Source organism: Methylacidimicrobium cyclopophantes (assembly GCF_902143385.2).
Lineage (GTDB): Bacteria > Verrucomicrobiota > Verrucomicrobiia > Methylacidiphilales > Methylacidiphilaceae > Methylacidimicrobium > Methylacidimicrobium cyclopophantes.
In genome coordinates this window covers 22,794-40,958 of the sequence record NZ_CABFUZ020000093.1, presented here as the reverse complement: position 1 = coordinate 40,958, position 18,165 = coordinate 22,794, and the positions used below count along the sequence as shown (strand labels likewise).

The 18,165-nt window shown below is 62.4% G+C and carries 18 protein-coding genes; 10 read left to right on the top strand and 8 right to left on the bottom strand.

The annotated features are described in order from the left end of the window. From FN369_RS03290 to FN369_RS11070, 6 genes are all read right to left on the bottom strand, one after another. A partial coding sequence (locus FN369_RS03290) for a maltotransferase domain-containing protein (RefSeq protein WP_142524781.1) occupies positions 1-213 on the bottom strand: 213 nt, incomplete at its 3' end. A gap of 43 nt (positions 214-256) precedes the next feature. Further along, positions 257-1,576, bottom strand: a complete 1,320-nt coding sequence (locus tag FN369_RS03285; RefSeq protein ID WP_142524780.1) for an Nramp family divalent metal transporter — start codon at positions 1,574-1,576, stop codon at positions 257-259. Positions 1,577-1,610: 34 nt separating this feature from the next. Next, complete coding sequence (locus tag FN369_RS03280) at positions 1,611-2,372, bottom strand: metal-dependent transcriptional regulator (protein ID WP_142524779.1); 762 nt, start codon at positions 2,370-2,372, stop codon at positions 1,611-1,613. A gap of 23 nt (positions 2,373-2,395) precedes the next feature. Next, a complete protein-coding gene (locus FN369_RS03275) occupies positions 2,396-3,118 on the bottom strand; it encodes a 4'-phosphopantetheinyl transferase family protein (RefSeq protein WP_142524778.1) in 723 nt (240 codons plus the stop codon). 5 nt (positions 3,119-3,123) lie between these two features. Next, entirely contained in the window at positions 3,124-3,972 is an 849-nt protein-coding gene (locus tag FN369_RS03270; protein ID WP_178087651.1) for a sugar phosphate isomerase/epimerase family protein, read from the bottom strand. Further along, the gene (locus FN369_RS11070; RefSeq protein ID WP_178087650.1) at positions 3,935-5,383 is read right to left on the bottom strand and encodes a hypothetical protein; all 1,449 of its coding nucleotides are present in this window, start codon (positions 5,381-5,383) and stop codon (positions 3,935-3,937) included. The genes FN369_RS03270 and FN369_RS11070 overlap by 38 nt, the downstream gene beginning before the upstream one ends. A 44-nt stretch (positions 5,384-5,427) precedes the next feature. On the opposite strand from FN369_RS11070, the gene FN369_RS03265 reads away from it, so the two are divergent. The 8 genes from FN369_RS03265 to FN369_RS03235 all read left to right on the top strand — a co-directional run bounded on the left by FN369_RS03265 (position 5,428) and on the right by FN369_RS03235 (position 13,918). Further along, entirely contained in the window at positions 5,428-6,177 is a 750-nt protein-coding gene (locus tag FN369_RS03265) for a WbqC family protein (protein WP_178087649.1), read from the top strand. A gap of 85 nt (positions 6,178-6,262) precedes the next feature. Next, positions 6,263-6,415: a hypothetical protein gene (locus FN369_RS11065; protein WP_178087648.1), complete on the top strand. Its 153-nt coding sequence runs from the start codon at positions 6,263-6,265 to the stop codon at positions 6,413-6,415. Positions 6,416-6,521: 106 nt separating this feature from the next. Further along, positions 6,522-7,997: a sensor histidine kinase gene (locus FN369_RS03260; RefSeq protein ID WP_142524775.1), complete on the top strand. Its 1,476-nt coding sequence runs from the start codon at positions 6,522-6,524 to the stop codon at positions 7,995-7,997. After that, positions 7,982-9,307, top strand: a complete 1,326-nt coding sequence (locus tag FN369_RS03255) for a sigma-54-dependent transcriptional regulator (RefSeq protein WP_142524774.1) — start codon at positions 7,982-7,984, stop codon at positions 9,305-9,307. The genes FN369_RS03260 and FN369_RS03255 overlap by 16 nt, the downstream gene beginning before the upstream one ends. A 193-nt stretch (positions 9,308-9,500) precedes the next feature. Further along, on the top strand, positions 9,501-9,767 hold the full coding sequence (locus FN369_RS03250) for a hypothetical protein (protein WP_142524773.1): 267 nt from the start codon (positions 9,501-9,503) through the stop codon (positions 9,765-9,767). A gap of 312 nt (positions 9,768-10,079) precedes the next feature. Then, positions 10,080-11,075 carry an NAD(P)-dependent oxidoreductase gene (locus FN369_RS03245; RefSeq protein WP_142524772.1) on the top strand — a complete coding sequence of 332 codons (996 nt, stop codon included), beginning with the start codon at positions 10,080-10,082 and terminating at the stop codon, positions 11,073-11,075. A 208-nt stretch (positions 11,076-11,283) separates the two neighbouring features. Beyond that, positions 11,284-12,078, top strand: a complete 795-nt coding sequence (locus FN369_RS03240; protein WP_142524771.1) for a hypothetical protein — start codon at positions 11,284-11,286, stop codon at positions 12,076-12,078. Then, positions 12,044-13,918, top strand: coding sequence for a hypothetical protein (locus FN369_RS03235; protein ID WP_142524770.1), 1,875 nt, complete (start codon positions 12,044-12,046; stop codon positions 13,916-13,918). The genes FN369_RS03240 and FN369_RS03235 overlap by 35 nt, the downstream gene beginning before the upstream one ends. 31 nt (positions 13,919-13,949) lie before the next feature. Here the strand turns inward: FN369_RS03235 and FN369_RS03230 are convergent, their stop codons facing one another. Beyond that, positions 13,950-14,780 carry an alpha/beta fold hydrolase gene (locus tag FN369_RS03230; protein WP_142524769.1) on the bottom strand — a complete coding sequence of 277 codons (831 nt, stop codon included), beginning with the start codon at positions 14,778-14,780 and terminating at the stop codon, positions 13,950-13,952. 493 nt (positions 14,781-15,273) lie between these two features. Here FN369_RS03230 and gnd point away from each other — a divergent pair, with 493 nt between their 5' ends. Both gnd and FN369_RS03220 read left to right on the top strand, forming a co-directional pair. Continuing rightward, entirely contained in the window at positions 15,274-16,308 is a 1,035-nt protein-coding gene (gene gnd, locus FN369_RS03225; protein WP_142524768.1) for a phosphogluconate dehydrogenase (NAD(+)-dependent, decarboxylating), read from the top strand. Between the two features lie 255 nt (positions 16,309-16,563). Further along, positions 16,564-17,634, top strand: a complete 1,071-nt coding sequence (locus tag FN369_RS03220) for a bile acid:sodium symporter family protein (RefSeq protein ID WP_142524767.1) — start codon at positions 16,564-16,566, stop codon at positions 17,632-17,634. A gap of 36 nt (positions 17,635-17,670) precedes the next feature. On the opposite strand, the gene merR is transcribed toward FN369_RS03220, so the two are convergent. Beyond that, entirely contained in the window at positions 17,671-18,147 is a 477-nt protein-coding gene (gene merR / locus FN369_RS03215) for a mercury resistance transcriptional regulator MerR (RefSeq protein WP_142524766.1), read from the bottom strand. Positions 18,148-18,165: the final 18 nt, after the last annotated feature.

Here is an 18,165-nt window from a genome sequence, read left to right as displayed (position 1 = left end):
CTCCCGCCACTCAGAGTCTCCCTGATGGCGGTAGCGGAGGCGAACTTCGATACGGTCGTGACCGTCGGAAAAGACATGGGCCTGGACGCAAAGCGCTTCCCCCAACGCCCGTTTCACCGGGAAGCGGGGATCGTCGATTTCCGGCAGAATCCGGCTCACCACGGCGCGCCGTCTCCCGTCGGCAGGCCAGGAACGCAGTGTACAGGTTTCCATAGATGCGGGAAGGGTCGGGCTTTCTCGGATCCGGAAGAGGCATCTATTGGGAAGGAGGAAGGAGGAGGCGGGCAAGCAGAAAAGCGTTGAGCCCGACGATGGCTGCGCTGATCAGCCATCCCGCGATGTTCGTCCAAAGAGAGTTGCGGAGCGGCCCCATCCACCGGGAGCTTTGGGTGAAGAGCAGGAGGGGGACGAGCGCAAAACCGATTCCGAAGCTCAACAGGACCTGCGAGGCGACCAAAATTTTCGTTGTGTCGATACCCAAAGCGATCACGAGAATCGCCGGTGCCATCGTAACCAAGCGTCGCAGCCAGATCGGAATCGCAAAGCCGACGAAGCCCTGCATGATGACTTGGCCGGAGAGGGTTCCTACCGCCGACGAGGAGAGGCCGGAGGCGAGGAGAGAGAGCGCGAATGCTCCCGCCGCCAGCTTGCCCAGCATGGGCGAGAGGGCGCGGTAGGCTTGCGTGATCCCGTCTCCTCTCTCGGGGGGAGCGCCGGCAAACGCCGCGGCTGAGACCGCAAGCATGGCGAGATTGATGACGCCGGCGATCGCCATCGCCAGAGAGACGTCGAGGAAGGAAAGCCGAATCAGCTTGCGCTTTTCCGCAAGCCGCCGGGCCGGGATGCGCCGTTGGGTCAGCGCAGAATGGAGATAGATCGCATGGGGCATCACCGTCGCCCCGATAATCCCGGCGGCCAAATATGCGGCCTCGGCGCTGGGGATGCTGGGCACGAGGAGGCCGTGGAGGCTCTCCGAGAGCGAGGGATGGACCCAGAAGAGCTCGAAGGCGTAGCAGACCGCGATAAAGCCGACGAAGATCGTGAGCAGGACTTCGAGGTAGCGGAAGCCCCGCGGCCGCAGCCCGAGGATCAGAAAGGAGACGGCTCCGGTCAGCAGGGCGCCGACCGAGAGGGGAATCCCCAAGAGGAGTTGGAAGCCGAGGGCAGCGCCCAAGAACTCCGCGAGGTCGGTCGCGATCGCCATCAGCTCGGCTTGCAGCCAGTAGGCGATCCGGAGAAGGGGATGGGGCAGCAAATCGCGGATGCACTCGGGAAGATTCTTGCCCGTGACGATTCCCAGCTTGGCCGAGAGACCCTGCGCAAAGAGCGCGATGAGGTTCGACCAGAGTACGACCCAGAGCAGCTGATAACCGTAGCGAGTTCCGCTCTCGATGTTGGTTGCGTAATTGCCCGGGTCGATATAGGCGACGGCGGCGATGAAGGCCGGTCCCAGGAAGGGAACGAATCGGCCCACATTGCCGGCCCATTTGCCCGAAAGGACCTCGGCAGCCTGTTCGCGGACCGAGACATCCCATCCTTCGGTGGGAATCGGGGGGCGAAGGGGATTCGGCTTCAACGGCGTTCCTCCCGAAAGGCGGGCGGATGCATCGTTAGAGGCCCTCTATCGCGCGTCCGCTCGTTCGCTCCTTCTCCTCCCAATCGGCGGCCGCAGGGTTGGGCGGAAGATCGACCAGCAGATGAGCGGCCAAAAGAGACGGAACGAGAAAGCGGCTTCCCCGGACCAGCAGGGCGACGCCGTCGGGGTGGCTGTCGGCAACTTCGATGGGCGTGCCGGGAAGGAGGCCGAGCTTTTCCACCAGATTCAAAGCATCCTGGTCTTGGAGAGTGATGCGGCAAATCGTCCCTCGGCTTCCCTTGGGGAGCCGCCCGAGCGACACGAGGTGGCGATCTTCTGCGAGAGCGAGCTCCTGGGTCGGAATCGGATCCCCGTGGGGATCCCGCTCAGGGTGCGAGAGGAGTTCGGCCACCTTCTGCTCGAATCGCTCACTGATCACATGCTCCAGCTCCTCGGCCTCTTCATGGACTTCGTCCCAGCGGTAGCCGAGCATCCGGGAGAGGAAGGCTTCCAGAAGTCGGTGGTGACGCACCAGTTCTAGGGCGATCCGCCGCCCCGCCTCCGTCAAATGGACCGCTCGGTAGGGCGCCCGCTCCACGAGACCCTCTTCGGCGAGCTTCTTGAGCATTCCAGTCACCGAGGCCGGCCGCACCCCGATGCGCTCCGCCAGTTGTTGGGTGGTGGCCCCACGCGGCGACTCGTCCAAGAGAAGGATCTGCTTTAGGTAATCTTGTTGGGAGTGGCTCAGGGATGAGGAACCGGCCGAGCTCTTGGCTTGCACCGCGCCTTCTTTCATAACGAAAGAAAAGTTAGCCTTTCCTAAGATAGCCCGTCAATGGAAAGAGGGGGGTTGTTGCCAGCGGGCTGGCTCTTCGCCTGCGGGAAAAGCTCCTCTCTTGCGAGGAGAAGACGATCTGGCTGCCGATGGGCGACCGCCAGCGCGCAGAAAAATCGATCTTCCTCCCGCCAACCTCGCACATACCAGGGTGGAGCGGACGGTTCGGGGGGCGCGACGAGTTCCCAAGGACTCCGCCGCCCCGGTCGGACGAACCAAAACGAGCGTAAGGGACGGTGGAGGCCCATGCCGCAGCCCTTGAGGAAAGCCTCCTTTTTCGTCCAAATCCGGAGGAGAGCGGCCGTCCGCTCTTCGGGCGGTGCCGCTCCCACGATGGCCGCTTCCTCGGGCGAGAAGAAACGTCGGGCGAACCGAAGGGGGTCTTTTCGCGGCAGGTGGGCTTCGAGGTCGATTCCTACCGGAAACGCCGCCACCGCGGCGATCCAACGGTTTTCCGAGTGGGAAAGGTTAAACCAGAGGCTGAAGGAGTCGGGAAGGAGCGGCTTTCCCCAACGGTTCTTCTCGAGAGGGACCTTTTCGGGAGCGAGGCCGGTGTAGCGGGAAAGAAGGGAACGCAGCGCCCTCTCGCTCCGGAGAGCGCGGAGCCGGCCCGGAAGATTCGGTTCGGCTTCCCCTTGCGCATCGAAGAGCGAAAGAGCCCCGGAAAAGAGATGAACTGCGGAGGGGTCGGGGAAGGGGGGAGCCATCAGCGTCAACCGGGCGATCCCTTTGCGAGCAGGGTGAGGACGTTGCGCCGTAGTTCCGTCAGGGCCTCCAGCGGTTCAGGCGTCTCCTGCGAGAGGACCACCTCGAGCAGGAAGACTCCGGCGAACTTCCCCCGCCGCAAGGCGGTGAGCCAAGGGGCCCAATCGATCTTTCCGCGTCCGGGCGGGAGATGGTCATCGGCCGTCCCGCGATTGTCGTTGACATGGAGCGCAATCACTCGGCTGGCGAGGATCTCGTAGAGTTGTTGCAAGGGCCAGGGGCGCCAGAGGAAGCAATGGCCCGTGTCGAAGCAGATCCCCACCTCGTTCTTTGGGTAGGGCGCGACGAGCTCGAGCAAAAGAGAGGGATCGGCGGTCAGAAGATGCGGCAGGAGGGTCTCGATGGCGAGCGCGACGCCGCGAGAGCGGGCCTCCCGGTGGAGAAGGGCGAGGCTCTCTCGCAAGGCTTCCACCCGGTCCGCCCGAGCTGCTTCCGAAATCCGGGAAAGCTCTGCGGCTGAACCGTGGAGGACGAGGGTAGGCGCACCTAGGGCGGCAGCGGCCTCGACCGCTTCCGAGAGCAACGCGGTGGTCCGCTTCCGGCGGACCGGATCGGGATCGCTGGGATCGAGGTCGGTCGAATAGGGAGCATGGAAGCTCGCGACCCGCAGAGAGAGCTCCCGCAGAAGCCTGTTTACTCCCTCGATCTCTCCGGAATTGCGCCAGTCGAAAGGGGTCGGACCGAGACGATCCCCGGTCCAGAGCTCCGCTGCGCGGAAGCCCGCCCGGGCGATCAGCGGGAGAACTTCTCGAACAGGCTTAGAGAAGAGCACCCCCGTCGAGAGCCCGAGTTCCATTTGTCCCTTTCCCTCGATAATCCGCGAGGTTGAAGCCGCAAAAAGGCTGCCAGCAATATCCTTTTTCCTGGTGGCTGATGCAATTGAGATCGATTTCCCTATCGGTCCCCGTGAGCACGAGGCCGGAGAAGAGCCGAACGTAAAAGCGGGCACGGGTAGCCGCTTCGTACTTGTCCCAGAGGTCGCCCCAGCCATAATCCTCTTCGTACCGCGTGCGAACGAGCTCTGCGATTTCGGAGGGCTCCCAGCCGCATGCCAAGAGCACGCGCGTCAGCGTTTGGAGGTTGGTCGGCTTCAAAAGATGGGGATTCGGCTCGCGGAGGCAATGGAGGACGCAGGGCGGAAGCGCTCCAAGGCTCGGCCTCGGGCGGATGGGATTCTCTTCCATCCGTCGATGAACCTGGGCCAAAGGCGAGTTTTCGTAATCCTTGTGCCAGCCGAGGATCGATGGCGATGCGTCGGGGATCGCAACGGAGCTCTCTTGGGCGAGGACGACGGCTCGATTCCAGTCTACGCGTGCCGCCAACAACTCTTGGAGCAGGGACTTCGCGCAGCGAGGCAAAAGAACCGGTAGGGGCAGCTCCCTGCCGGCGCGCTCTCCATACTTCTCCCAGAGCACTCGGTGCTTCTGGTAGACCGAGAAGGGGCACCGGGTGGCCCTGCGGGGCAGTGGATCCCCGAAGAGCGAGAGGTCGAGGGAGACCGCTTCGCGATGGCCGTTCGGGGAGACGCGCCCGACGGCCACATCGGTCGGAACCGTTGGAAGGCGCGCAGTTCCTTCGAGGGGAGCAGAGTCATATTCCCGTAAGATACGGTGGAGGAGGATCTCGAAGAGACGGCCCAGAGTCTCGTAGGCCGCCGCTTCCGGAAAAGAGAAGCTGCGTCCGAAACGTTCCGCGAAACGATTTCCCCATTCGATTAGCCGTCCGGAAGCAGAGCCGGAGGCAGCCAGGAGCGAGAATGCGGGGGAATCTTTCCCCACTCGAAAGACGAAATGGTAGCCCTGGCCGGTCAGAATGGTCAGCGGCTCGATCCCATAGGCGCCGAAGGAGCGACGGATCGTCCTATAGAGAGGCTCCATCCTCGAGAAGACCTCCGCCGGCTGGAAAAAGATTTCCGCGGGATAATCCCTATTGACGTATTCGATATCCAAGATGCCGAGGAGGGATGCTCGATCCCAGAGTGACCGGAGGATGTCCCCTCCCGCCTCGAGGATTTCCGCGAAGCGCTTCTTCTCGACCGAGGCGTGGGGCTCCGAGACTGCGGGATCGCCCTTCTCCCCGATCCCATAACGAACGAGGTATACGCAGGAAAATCCTTCCGGATCCTCGGGAGATCCGCCGCAATACTCGGCGATTCTTCGGCGAACGGAGGGCTCTCGGTAGTAGTCCCGCAAACTTCCTATGCCCATCGACTTCTACAATGCCTCATGCCTGGAGGGAGCGAAAGGCGGGAATGCGATCCCTCGTTCGCGCCGTCGGCCAAGAGGCTTTATCTTTCCGTAAGGAACCGATCCGGACGCCGATGACGATTGCGACTCATCCGCCGCTCTTTCTCCCCTGGCCGGGTTTCTTTGCCAAGGCGTTCCGCGCCGATGCCTTGGTTGTCCTCGACGAGGTCCAGTTTCCGCTCGGCCGAAGCTGGATCAGTCGCAATCGCATCAAGAACGAGCGGGGAGAGCTCTGGCTCACGGTCCCCGTGAGGAAGAGCGGAAGAGGCAAGCAGCGGATTTGTGAGGTGGAGATCTGCGAGGGGCTTCCATGGCGAAAAAAGCATCTTTCTTCGCTCCGACAGGCCTACGCCCATGCTCCCTATCGTAAGGAAGTCCTTCTCTTGGTCGAAGCGATCTATGGCCAGACGACCGCAAGGCTCGTCGATCTCAACCTCGCGCTTCTCCGCCTCTTCTGGGAGGTGTGGAAGATCCCGGCGACCCTCCTGCGGCAATCCGAGCTGGCCGTCGAGGGGAAGGGGACAGAGCTCCTCGTCGATCTCTGCGAAAAGCTCCATGCGACGCGCTATCTCCTCTTCCCCTTTGCCGCGAAGTTCCTCGATCTCGCCCAATTCCGGTCGGGAGGAATCGAGCCGGTCTTCCTTCCGTTCCGCCCGCCGGTCTACCCGCAGCTCTGGGGGGAGTTTCGATACAACCTTTCCGCTCTGGACCTTCTTCTCAACTGCGGAGCGAAAGGGAGGGAGCTCCTTGCATAACCCACTTTATTCAAGAAACATAAAAACTTCGGGATTGGAGAAATGGAGTGGCAGGGCCTAGGACGATCGGGCATTCTCTCCAGTCATGAAACCGCCGTTTTCTTTCCTCTCGGTCGTAGGCAAGGTCCTGGTCGCCGCTTCGCTCTTGGCCATCGTCGCCTGCTCGGAAAAGCCCAAGCCGCAGCCGACGCAGCAGACGCCCGCCCCGACCTACCAGCCGCTCGACCAGAAAAGCTAGCGGAAATTCGCGGCGTCCCGCATAGGCTGATCGCTTCCCTCCCGGAGTCGGAATCGGGCTCGCCTCCTTCCCTTGCCCTTGAGTAAGCTGAGAAGGAGGCGATCCAATGTTTCGTTCCATGCGGGGACGGCTCGTCCTCCTCTTGCTTTTGCTTGTCGCGGCTACAGCCTCGGCGGGAGCTCTCATGGTGGCCCTCTTCCGCCAATCGGCTTCGGCCCGAGCCGCGCAAGCGCAGGCGGAAAGTGGCCGCGCCTGCGATGCCATCGCCGAGGGGTACGCGGTCTTTGCGGCCAAGCTGCCTATGGCTCCTCTCGAGAGCTCGGAGGCTTCTGCTCGCCTCCGCCTGGCCGAAGTCATCCGCCAGGCCCTGCGGGACCGGCCGGCCATCGAAGGCGGCATCTGGCGGGAAGGGAAGGGCTCCTTGGCCTACGCCTATCCTACCTATCCAGGGGAAAGGCCAAAGACCGACGTACCGGAGGCGGAGCTCCCGCGGATCGAAGCCGTCAACCATGCCTCCTTGGAAGCCGATCGCCAGGTCGTGCAGCGGTATGCCACTCCTTCCCAAACCCTGCTGCTCACCGCCTCCCCGCTGCCCGGCCCCATCCCGGGGTTGACCGCTTGGACGATGACGCGCGTCTTGCCGTTCGCCGGCCGCAGCTACCGCCTTTTGACGGCCGGCTTGTCGATCCTCTTCGCGACGGTCCTCGCCGCCGCGGTCCTGTTGAGCCACTTCACCCTCTCCTGGTCCCGGCACGTTCGGCGCATCGAAAGCGCATTGCAGGCGCACGACATCACCGATCTGCCTACCTTGGCCGCAACCGGCGAGCGGGAACTCGATCGGATCGTCTCCGCGCTGAACGACGCCGGATCGCGGCTCTCCGAGGCGCGTAAGAGGGCCGACCACCTTTCTCGGCAAGTGGCCGCGGCCGAACGTCTGGCGGCCATCGGGCGAGTCTCCGCCGGAATCGCCCATGAAATTCGCAATCCGATTGCGGCGATGCAGCTCAAGGCCGAGAACGCCTTGAGCGGAGACGGGCCAAGCAAGGATGGGGCTCTGAGGATGATTTTGGGCCAAATCGATAGGCTCGATGCGCTCCTCCGTCGCCTCCTTTCGGTTACCGAGCGTGAAAAGCTCCGCTGCGAGGCGGTCAGGCTCGAGCCCTTTCTCTCCTCCTGCGTCGCGACGCTAACCGATCTTGCGAAGGCGAAGAACCTCACCCTAGTCCATCGCGCCGATGCCCAAGGAGGATGCTTCGATCCGGAGCAGGTCCGCCGGGCCGTCGACAACCTCCTGCGCAACGCGATCGAAGCCGCACCAGAGGGGACGGAGGTCTCGATCCGGGCTCGTAAGACCCTCGAGGGGCTGGTCTTCCTGGTCCATGACTCGGGGAACGGCCCGCCCGCTCACGTCCGAGAGCATCTCTTCGAGCCGTTCGTGACCGGCCGGCCGGGCGGGACGGGACTTGGGCTCTCGATCGTCCGAGAGATCGCGTCGGCGCATGGGGGGAGCGTGCGCCTCCTCGAGCCCGAGCGGGGAGCGGGCACCACCTTTGAAATGGTTCTTCCATGGCCACGATCCTGATCGTCGACGATGACCTTGCGCTCTCCGAAGCTCTCGCCGAGACCGTGCGCAGCCTCGGCCACAGAGCCCGGATCGCCGCGTCGGGGGAGGAGGCGCTGGCCGCCCTCGGGGAGAGAGCGGTCGATGGGGTGCTGCTCGATCTCCGGATGCCGGGAATGGACGGTCTCGAGTTGTTGGGGCGCATCCAGCGACGAGCCGATGCGCCCCCGGTTGCTGTCTTGACGGCCCACGCGACCGCGGCCAACACGATCGAAGCGATGCGGCTGGGAGCCTTCGACCATTTAACGAAGCCGATCGGCCGAGCCGACTTGGCCCGCCTTCTCGGCGAGATGTTGCAGGTGAAATCCCGGAGCCTCCGGAACCGTCCCGAAGTCGGCACGCCCGAGTTCGTTGGTTCCAGCGAAGCGATGCGAAAGATCCAAAAGATCATCGGCATGGTCGCCGACAGCGATGCGACGGTTCTGGTGGAGGGAGAGACCGGAACCGGCAAGGAGCTGGTCGCCCGGGCGATCCACGACCATGGTCGGCGTCGCGACAAGCCGTTTGTGGCCGTCAACTGCGCCGCGATTCCGGCCGAGCTTTTGGAAAGCGAACTGTTCGGCCATCTTCGGGGGGCTTTCACCGGCGCCCACGCCGATCGTCGGGGCGCATTTCTCGAGGCCGATGGGGGGACCCTCTTCCTCGACGAGATCGGCGACATGTCTCTTTCCTTGCAACCGAAGATCCTTCGAGCCCTTCAAGAACGAGTGATCGCTCCGATTGGAGGAAAGCCGATGCCGGTAGACGTTCGCGTCGTTGCCGCGACCAACCGCGATCTGCTCGAGAGGGTCCGCGAGGGTGCTTTTCGTCAGGACCTCTTCTACCGTCTCCATGTCGTGCCGATTCATCTGCCTCCCCTCCGGGAGCGGATTTCCGATATCCTCCCTTTGGCCGAGCACTTCTTGGCTCCTTCCGGCAAGTGGCTCGCGGCCGATGCCGCGGCACGGTTGGTTCGTCATCCATGGCCGGGCAACGTCCGCGAACTGCGCAACGTCATGGAGAGGATGGCCGTCCTCGTCCGTGGCAAGACGATCACCGCGGCCGATCTCGACCTGGTCTCGGAGGAGTCCGGCCCCAGCCCGTTCGATTGGCCCGACGAGGATCTCCCCTCCGCCATCGCCCGTCTCGAGGAGATGCTGATCCGCCGAGCTCTTGTCAGAAGCGGCGGTAACCGCGCCGAGGCGGCTCGTGTTCTGGGCATCCATCGCCAACTACTGTATGCCAAGATACGCCGCTACGGGTTCGACTCCTCCGAGGGTGAAGCAGGCTAGCGAGCCTCCGCCGCGCTCGGTCCGGAGAAGATCCGACGAGGGGAGCTCCGGACGGAACTTCGATGACCGACTGACGGATCCTCCCTGACGCTACAAAAACGCCGTCTCCGGTGTAGTGGAGCGTTTTCGGGATGCTTCGGCGACCGGCCAACTCGGGAGTAGACTATCTGGAAAATAAAAGGGGTGTATTTGCGTGGCAATCCTCGAGCAGCTTGCGCTCGAAATGGGCACACCATTCGCGGATCCTCGGGGCCTTCAGCAAGCAGCTCCCCTCCGCCGTCAGCCCAAGGGTGGCGAGCTTGTCGATCTGGTCTCCTGCGTCTGCCCGATTTCCACGACCTCCCCGATTTGCTCCGTCGTGGGAAGGCGGATTACGCACTCACAGCTCTTTCTCACCGGGGTCAAACTACCGTTGCTTTCCGCAATCCCCCAGTCGATCAGCGGAGGGCGAACTCCATGACGGTCTGCCAGCTCATCGTCATGATCTTTCGCTCCGGCTCGAAAGCGACGGAGACGAAGATGATCCCTCCTCGAGATAGCGGAGCGGTTGCGACACCGAGAAATCGATCTTGGTGAAATGACTCCTCCTCGACCGCCTCGGTGGGGATTCCTGCATGGCATCTTCCTCGGATGGAATATGTTGCATCCTTGAGGAAGAAGGCCAATCCTCCTTCGAGTCTTCCCGCCGCAGCGGCACATTTGCGGCAATCTCATCCACGGGCCTCGCAAAGCAGCAGGACCGTTCGAGCCCGCGAGGAGTAAGGTCGGCTTTGTGGGTTTGGGACAGATGGGTGCGGGAATAGTCTCCCGCATCCTCGACGCCGGAATCGACCTGAAACTTTTCAATCAGAGATCCGCCCCGGCGGTGCCTTTTCTCCGGAGGGGAGCGGCGGTCGCCGGCGATCTCAAGGAGCTCGCGGGTCGAGAAGTGGTTTTCAGCATGCTCTCGGATGATGCCGCGATGCGCGCGGTAGGTTTGGGAGATCATGGGCTGCTCGCGATCCTCCCTGAAGGAGCTACGTACATCGGCTGCGGCACGATTCGCGTGGCCCTGTCGGCCGAGCCCTCCCGGCTCCATGCGGAGCGCGGGCAGGACCATCTTGCAATTGCGCTCTTCGGCCGTCCCGGCGCAGCGGCGGTCGGCAGGCTCATCCTGGTAGTCGGGGGCAAGGTTACGCACCTGGAGAGGATGCGCCCCCTGCTCGAACCGATCGGAGGGCCGATCTTTCCCATTGGGGAGCGGCCGGAGCAGGCCGACTTGGTAAAGCGCAGAGGGAATTTTCTCTTTGCCGCCATCATCGAATCCCTGGGAGAAGCCCTGGTGCCGGTCGAGAAGGGCGGGATCGATCATCGCGCCTATTTGGAGCTGCCCACAAGCACCCTTTGTTGCGCGCCGCCGTACAATACCTATGGCCGCTTACCCGTCGATCGCTCCATAGGTCCCGCTGGAGCTCGTGCTCCTCCAGGGAAAAAGGATTCGCCTTCTCATAGAGGCGGTGGAAGGTCTCAGGGTACCGATGCCTTTCAGCGGACCGTTGCGCGACCGTTGTTTCCCGGGGTTGGCTGCTTGAGGAGAAGCGGCTGTGGACTAGACGGCGATCGGCCTCGAAACTGCCCGGGCTGCGGGTCTCGATCTTTCTCAGCCTGCCGGCGGATCGCTTTTCGATGCTGTCCGAAGGTTTCCAGTCGACGAGAGATGCCGGTAAGATCTGTCGAAATCTCCGCGCGGCATTTGACTGATCGGTCCGGCTGGCGCTTTCTCTCGTGATCTTGGGTCTCTTCCCGATCCGCGAATCTTCGCCTTTTCTGCAGCCCTCTTTCTCATCCAGGGCAAAGCAAGAGGGGCCCTTGCCATAGGCTATCGTTCTTGGTAGTAAGTCTTGGAGGTGCAGTGGGAGCATTTTCCGATATCTCACCTTCGCATCGGAGCCAAAGCCGCCCGATGGCTTTTTCTCCTTCCAGCGGCTCTTGGCTTCTTGGGGAATTCTCCCTCCCGGGCGGAGACTCCCTCGGGGGAGCCGCCTTCCGGAAAAATCGATTTAGCCGTACTCGTCCGGAAGCACACCCTTTCCAACCAAGAGCTCTTTGCGCTGGTCAAAGGGCTCATCGCTTGGCCGCCGGAGCAGCTCGACGGCCTTCCCGACGCCCTTCACCTCGAATTCCGCGACTTCCTGGGACCTAGCAAGCGCCGCGATAACTTTGTGCTTCGGTGGGGACCCGATTACTTCTATCCACCGTTACATGAGGAGGAGATAAGGGTTTGGCTGGCTTGGCACCCTGAGGAGAACTGGCTCAAGAACTGGCTCATCTTCCGAGCCGTGCGGGACGATCCCCATCCGGAAAAGAAGGGAGCGGTGCTGGCGATCCAGATCGCAGTGCGGGTAGGTGACCGGTTCTGGCCGCGCGTCTTTCGCCACGTAAAGCTCGCCTTCCGGAAGGGGAGGGTTTCCTTAAAGGAAGCGGAGCTGGTGCGGGCTTGGGGAAAGCCCAGATCCTCCGACATCCGCTCCCACCTCGATCCGGAAGGGCGCGATGTGCCCTATTCTGACGTTTGGTATCGTCCTGCGGAATTCAGATCCGACATCGAATCGGGAGATGTTGAATTTCAGTTTAACACCGCATCCAGCGAAGAGGTGCCTTTGGAGGTATGCGTCTACTATCCGAGGCCTAAGCCGCACGGCCCTCGGCCGGAAAATGGGCTGATGCGGGCGATTCGGGAAGCGGCGCAGCGACTCAATGCCAAGCGATCCTCAACCAACCCGACCCCCTGATCCCGACCATGTCGCCATCCTCGTCGGCGGGGAGATCCATGCCTCTGCCGATGGGATGCCGCTTACAGGATGTCATGATTTTGGCAATCTGGAGCGTTCTCTTGCAACGGCCCGGGAGCAGGGCTTTCGGGATGTAGCTTTGGAGCTTTCGAGGGATTTCCAGCCGCTGGTCGACCATTTCCTTGTGGAGGCGCAGGCTCTCTATGCGCCCGATCGGAAGAGCAATGAAGATGGGCATCGACGCGATGAGAACATTGCTAGGAGCGTAATCGAGTCGTGGGTCAAAACCTGGGAGCAAGCAATCAAACGATATCAAGTCGATCCGAGAGATGGTTTTGAATGGGGATCGATTCTGATGGAGGTTGCCTGGATTAATGCGGGCAATCCCGAGGAGCCGATTCGGCCGCATTGCATCGATGTCCCGATCCAAAAGCAAGTGGAAGCGTGGAAGAACGGCGACCGCTTTTACGGGGTAGAAGGTCTTCCCCAAAGCTGTCAAAGAGAGATTGATCGCTACGTTTCCCGGGCCGAAGCGCTGGCACGGGAAGGGAAGAGGCCCTCGGGGCGGGAGGAGAAGGAGCTTGGAGAGGGGCTTCTGTCCCGCTTACAGGAGGGAAATCCCTCTTTTGGGCAAAACTCCGCAGAGCGAAGCGCCTTTTTTGCTCAAGTCTCTCTCCTCTGCCGGGGAGGGAAGAATGCCGAGGGCATTCCCTTCAACGGTCTTGACCAGATTGCCGCAGCGCGGGCGGCCCATCCAGAACGAGGCTACCAGGTAAAGACAGAACCGGTTGACAACAGCACCTACTGGAGGGAGATCCATTCAACGGGAGCCTCCTATCCACATCTGGCATCCAAAGTCCAGTCGACTTCTCAGTTCCTGGATGCTCGAGACCGCAGCATGGCGGGAGAGATTGCCCGCATTGCCGCCTCGACCCAAAAGGAGACCCCCTGCTTTGGGATTCTGAGCTGGAACGGGCTCTTTCACCTCGGTCCTTCGGGTCGGTCGATTTCGCCTTACGATCTGCAAAAGCGGGAGACCTCTCTGCCCGAAGAGCTCAAGCGGCGAGGCTTTTCGGAGGTCTCCCTCTACCGCTGCGGCCAAGAGAAGGAGGACTTGGAAGACCGAATCTACGAAATGGGAGTCCGGATCGAGCAGTGGAAGGAGGAGCGAGCGCGGAAGGCTCCTGCGAAGGAGCCGGGAGAGAAGGCGAAGGCTCCAGCCTCGGAAAAGCGCCCCGGAGATCAGGCGATGCTCCCTCCGGTGTCGATGACTCGGGAGGGCCTCCAATCGCTTTTTGCGCAGCTGGGATCTTCGAAGAAATCGCTCACCTCGCAAGGCCTGGTTTTGAGCCCGGAAGCGGCGGGGGCGGAGCTCCGCGGGCGGCCTCGAACCGGCCTCACGCCAGGTCAGGAGCGCTTTCTGGCCGAGCTCCGGAAACGGCAAGCGGAGACAAAGCTCGATTTGCGGCAGCAGCCCCTCGGGGTGCTGCGACGGGCGGCCGAGTCGGTCCTCGGAAAAGCTTCCGCTCGGCTGCGGGAGTTCCCCTCGGAGCCTTCCGCTTTGAGGAGTCTTCTGCTTGTGGAGCGGGATCCCGAACGAAAGCAGCGAATCGCCGCACTCGTTTCCCGCTTGCCGGTGCGTTTGGAAGAAGAATCCAGCTGCCGAGAGCAAGAAGCATACTATCGGGCCTACCGAGGAAAGACCGAGAAGCTCGTTTGCCGCATACCGGAGATCCCGCACCCATGGGAAGTTTCGGTCGAAAAGCCGCAGGCTCCTTTCTCTGGGCAAAAGCATTCGGCGATCGATCGCAACCGCGGAATCGATCGCGGCGGGAGATAGAGGAAAGAGAGGTTCTTTCCGAGCTTGCGGGCTAGTCGTTCCTCGTCGACTTCCGACCTTCGTCCGCGGCTTTGCAGCAGCGTTGGAGGATTTCGGCGATCCGCTCCGGCTGCTCGAAGGGGGCATAGTGGCCCGCGTCGGGGATCTCGATATACTCCGCCTCGCTCCCGCCACTTCGGATCTCTCCGACCAAAAGACGCATATCGGCCGGTGGGCTCGAGGAATCTTCCCCGCCGGCAACCACGCAGCAGGGGACCCGAATCGTGCGGGCGGTCGCCCGTGAGTCGGGTCTTGTTGCAAGGCCTTGCTGCACGGCGATGAGGGCTTCGGGCGAAGCCGCCTCCATCATCTCGCGAAGCTCGGCCACGATTTGCGGCCGGCGCGCGCGGGCGGTGGCTCCGATCAGGGTGCGGAGCTGCTCTTCGAGGAACTCCCTGACCTTCCCCTCTCGGATCTTTGCGATGTTCGCTCGGCGCCGGGCGAGGACGGCTTCGGTGTCGGCCTGCGGCCGAGAGCAGCAGAAAGCCAAGCCGGAAACCCGCTCGGGCATCGTGCGCCAGATTTCGAAGAGGGTGTAACCGCCGATCGAGCAGCCGCCGAAAAAGGCCTTGGCGATTCCGAGATGGTCGAGAAGCCGGGCCACGTCGGCCGCCAGCTTTTCTACCGTGATCGGTCCGGTGCCAGTCGTCGACCGTCCATGGCCACGCAGGTCGGGAAGAACGACCTGGTGCTCCGAAGCCAGGAGGTTGGCTACCGGCAGCCAGAAGCGATGATCGACCGGAGTCGGATGGAGCAGTACCATGGCGGGACCCATTCCGACCGTGGTGAAGTAAAGCGTCGCGTCGTCGCAGGAAAAGGTCATGGCGGTGCGATTCTAGCAAAAGAGATGGGACCTTGCCGAGAAGATCGCTCGGGGTCTCGCTTCTCGAAAGCTCCGAAGCCGACTCCGAAGCGCTGGGAAGCAGCCGAGCCTACCCCGAAGCCGAAGAACCTTGGGTGGCCTCACCGCCCCCGATCTCGCCGAGCAGGGCGCAAAAGCGGAGGCGATCCACTGCGATAGCGCGGCTATCAAAAAGGATGCGGACGCGGACGCGGCCGTGGTTCGGGAAGCCCGCCTGCGCGCGGCGGAGGAAACCTTCGGGAAAGGCCCTTTCGCAATAGGATCTCGAAGGGCCTGAGAATTTGGCTTTGCGCGGTCCGGAGAAAGAAGGCTAGGCTTGTGTCGCCGCGCAGCGCATGCGAGTGGCCCCGAGAGGACCGTCCGGAGCAAGCCCGGTTTGCTTACGAGGGAATGGGCGGAATTCGAGAAAACAAAAGAGCCGGAGGCTGTGGGCAAGAAGCGGAGGGGAGCAATCATGGAAATCGGAGTCATCGGATTGGGTCGGATGGGAGCGAACATGACGCGCCGTTGGCAGCGGAAAGGGCACCGGTGCGTGGTCTACGATCTGCATCGGGAGGCCGTGGAAGCGTTGAGCCGTGAGGGTGCGGTAGGAGCCGCCTCTCTCGAAGACCTTGCGGGAAAGCTGGGAAAACCGCGTGCGCTCTGGTTGATGGTGCCGGCCGGAGCGGTCGATTCGATGCTCGGAGAGCTGACTCCTTACCTGGAGCCGGGGGACATCGTCATCGACGGAGGAAACTCCTATTATCACGACGATATTCGCCGCGCGGGGGAGTTGAAGAGCCGCGGGCTCCACTACGTGGATGTCGGGACGAGCGGCGGGGTGTGGGGATTGGAATGCGGATACTGCTTGATGATCGGCGGGGAGAAGGCGGTGGTCGAGCGGCTCGATCCGCTTTTTGAGGCGCTGGCTCCGGGTGCGGAAGCGGCCGAGCGGCTCCCCGGACGGGAGAAGAAGCCGGGAACGGCAGAAAAGGGCTACCTGCACTGCGGCCCGCATGGCGCCGGCCATCTCGTGAAGATGGTGCACAACGGGATCGAGTACGGCATCATGGCTTCCTACGTGGAAGGCCTGAACATTCTCCACCATGCCAACGCCGGCAAGCTCGGGCGGGAGATCGACTCTGAGACCACACCCCTTCGAGAGCCCGCTCATTACCAGTACGACATCGATTTGGCTGACGTGGCCGAGGTCTGGCGGCGGGGGAGCGTGATTCGCTCTTGGCTGCTCGATCTGGTGGCCAAGGCCATGCTTGAGGATCCGAAGCTGGAGCGCTTTGCCGGACGGGTTTCCGATTCCGGGGAAGGACGCTGGACAGTTCAGGCGGCCGTCGATCTCGGTGTTCCGGCGCCGGTCATCAGCTCGGCCCTCTACGCCCGCTTCAGCTCGCGCCAGCACGAGGAGTTCGCCAACAAGCTGCTCTCGGCGATGCGCTACGAATTTGGCGGCCATTTGGAAAAGAAGGCGGAAGAAGGCCCGGGCGCTTCCTAGCACCATGGTCCGAAAGGCCGTTATCGGGGCGGGCCGCGCGAACCCGCTTCCTTGGCCCTCGCGCGGCGCTCCTTTTTCCCTCGCCCTTTCGGGTTGCGCGCACGGAACGCCCTGGGCCGCTTTGCGGCGACGGCGCTGTCCGGAGCCCTTTGTGGGTGAGAGGGGAGCGGTGGCGACGCTCGAGGGCAAGGGGCCGATCCCATTCCCGAGGCTCGGTCGCTTCCGGAGGCTTTCGCGGGACTTCTAGAAGCCGACATGGTACGGCGATTGGGAAGCTATCCGACCGCTTGGCTTTTGCTCCTCGCCTACCTCTTGGCCGCCTTCTTCCCGGCGTTGGGCCGCTTCCTAAGAGAGGTGGAATTCGGAAAGATCCATCTCTTCGGTCAATCCCTGCCGCTCCCGCTCTCGACGGTACCGCTCTGGATCGTCCTGTTCTGCAGCGGCACGGTCGTCTCCCTGGAGCCGATTCTCCATCCGGTCACTCCCTTAACCCGAATCCTCGCCGGCTTCTTCGCCACGCTTCTCTTGCCGCTCGTTCTCCTTCTGAGCTTTCGCCTGCTCTTTGCTCCCTGGGCAAAGAGCGATCAAATCGAAAGCTTGCTGCTCGGATTGGCGATCGTCATTGCGATGCCGATCGCCGGATTCTCGACGATCTGGTCCGAGCGTGCCGGAGGAAACCCCGCTCTCTCGCTGAAGCTCCTCTTTCTCTCCACTCTCGGGAGTCCTCTTTTTGCTCCCTGGATCTTGGAGGGGGTCCAAGGGGTGGTCTCGGGTTCCTATGCCGCCGACCTGCAGAAGGTCGCCTTCCACCGCATCGGGATCTTTCTTTTCGTCTGCGTGATTCTTCCCACCTTTCTCGGTGTGCTCATGCGCCAGTTTGCCCAAGGTTGGATCCTCTCGCGGAGCAAGGGGATCGAGCTCTTCGAGATGGGTTCGCTCGTTCTGCTCTGCTATTCCAACGCAACCGCCGCGCTCCCCACAATCGTGCGACAAAAAGACCTCCGCTTCTTCCTGCTGGTTCTCGTGGGAACCGTTGCGTTCTGTCTTTTCCGGTTTTGGATGGGCCATGGAATCGGAGTTCTGCTCCGACTTCCACAGGCGGGACGCCGATCGCTCGCCTTTGCGAGTGGGATGAGCAATAACGGCGGGGGCTTGGTACTCGCCTCCTCCGTCCTTTTCGATCATCCCCGCGCGATCTTCGTGATTGTCTTCTACGATCTCGTCCAGCAAGTCTTGGGATCGGTGCTCTACCCGGGTTCCCGAATGGGGGCTACGCCGAAAGATCTCGCATCCAATCGAGACACGCGGCGGGAGAGCGGCGCATGATCCCATCGGAGGGAGCCTTCTCGGAAAGCAACCTCTTCATCCTCCGGAAGGAGGGCGATGGAATCGATCGGAAGTTTCAGCGCTTCTTCCGATCCGGTTGCGCGCGGCTCCTTCTTGCAACGACGCTATGAGGGGGCAGGTGATTTTTGCGGGACGGTTCCGGCAGGCTGAGACCAACGCCGAGAGGACCCCCTCGATCTTTTGCAGCGTCCTCCGTTTGTTGCGGACTTCCCGAAGCTTGCTTTCTGCCAAACTCTTCGCTTCGTCGCATTGGGTGCCGTCCTCCAGCCGGAGCAGCTCCCCGATTTCCGCGAGGCTGAATCCGAGCCCTTGGGCGGATTTAATGAACCGGAGCCGCGCGAGATCCTCCTCCCCATAGCGGCGGATGGCACCGTAAGGTTTCGGAGGTTCGGAGAGGAGGCCCTTGCGCTGGTAGAAGCGGATCGTCTCCACGTTGACCCCCGCCGCCTTGGCGAAGGCTCCGATCGTCAGTTTTGCCGGAATACTCCCCATCGCCCTTGATTCCGTACG

Excerpts from the sequence above, each read along its gene's own strand:
- merR (WP_142524766.1), bottom strand. The coding sequence starts at position 18,147 with ATGGGGAGTATTCCGGCAAAACTGACGATCGGAGCCTTCGCCAAGGCG.
- FN369_RS03260 (WP_142524775.1), top strand. The coding sequence starts at position 6,522 with ATGTTTCGTTCCATGCGGGGACGGCTCGTCCTCCTCTTGCTTTTGCTT.
- FN369_RS03265 (WP_178087649.1), top strand. The coding sequence starts at position 5,428 with ATGCGATCCCTCGTTCGCGCCGTCGGCCAAGAGGCTTTATCTTTCCGT.
- FN369_RS03220 (WP_142524767.1), top strand. The coding sequence starts at position 16,564 with ATGGTACGGCGATTGGGAAGCTATCCGACCGCTTGGCTTTTGCTCCTC.
- FN369_RS11070 (WP_178087650.1), bottom strand. The coding sequence starts at position 5,383 with ATGGGCATAGGAAGTTTGCGGGACTACTACCGAGAGCCCTCCGTTCGC.
- FN369_RS03255 (WP_142524774.1), top strand. The coding sequence starts at position 7,982 with ATGGCCACGATCCTGATCGTCGACGATGACCTTGCGCTCTCCGAAGCT.
- FN369_RS03235 (WP_142524770.1), top strand. The coding sequence starts at position 12,044 with ATGCCAAGCGATCCTCAACCAACCCGACCCCCTGATCCCGACCATGTC.
- FN369_RS11065 (WP_178087648.1), top strand. The coding sequence starts at position 6,263 with ATGAAACCGCCGTTTTCTTTCCTCTCGGTCGTAGGCAAGGTCCTGGTC.
- FN369_RS03275 (WP_142524778.1), bottom strand. The coding sequence starts at position 3,118 with ATGGCTCCCCCCTTCCCCGACCCCTCCGCAGTTCATCTCTTTTCCGGG.
- FN369_RS03230 (WP_142524769.1), bottom strand. The coding sequence starts at position 14,780 with ATGACCTTTTCCTGCGACGACGCGACGCTTTACTTCACCACGGTCGGA.
- FN369_RS03270 (WP_178087651.1), bottom strand. The coding sequence starts at position 3,972 with ATGGAACTCGGGCTCTCGACGGGGGTGCTCTTCTCTAAGCCTGTTCGA.
- FN369_RS03280 (WP_142524779.1), bottom strand. The coding sequence starts at position 2,372 with ATGAAAGAAGGCGCGGTGCAAGCCAAGAGCTCGGCCGGTTCCTCATCC.
- gnd (WP_142524768.1), top strand. The coding sequence starts at position 15,274 with ATGGAAATCGGAGTCATCGGATTGGGTCGGATGGGAGCGAACATGACG.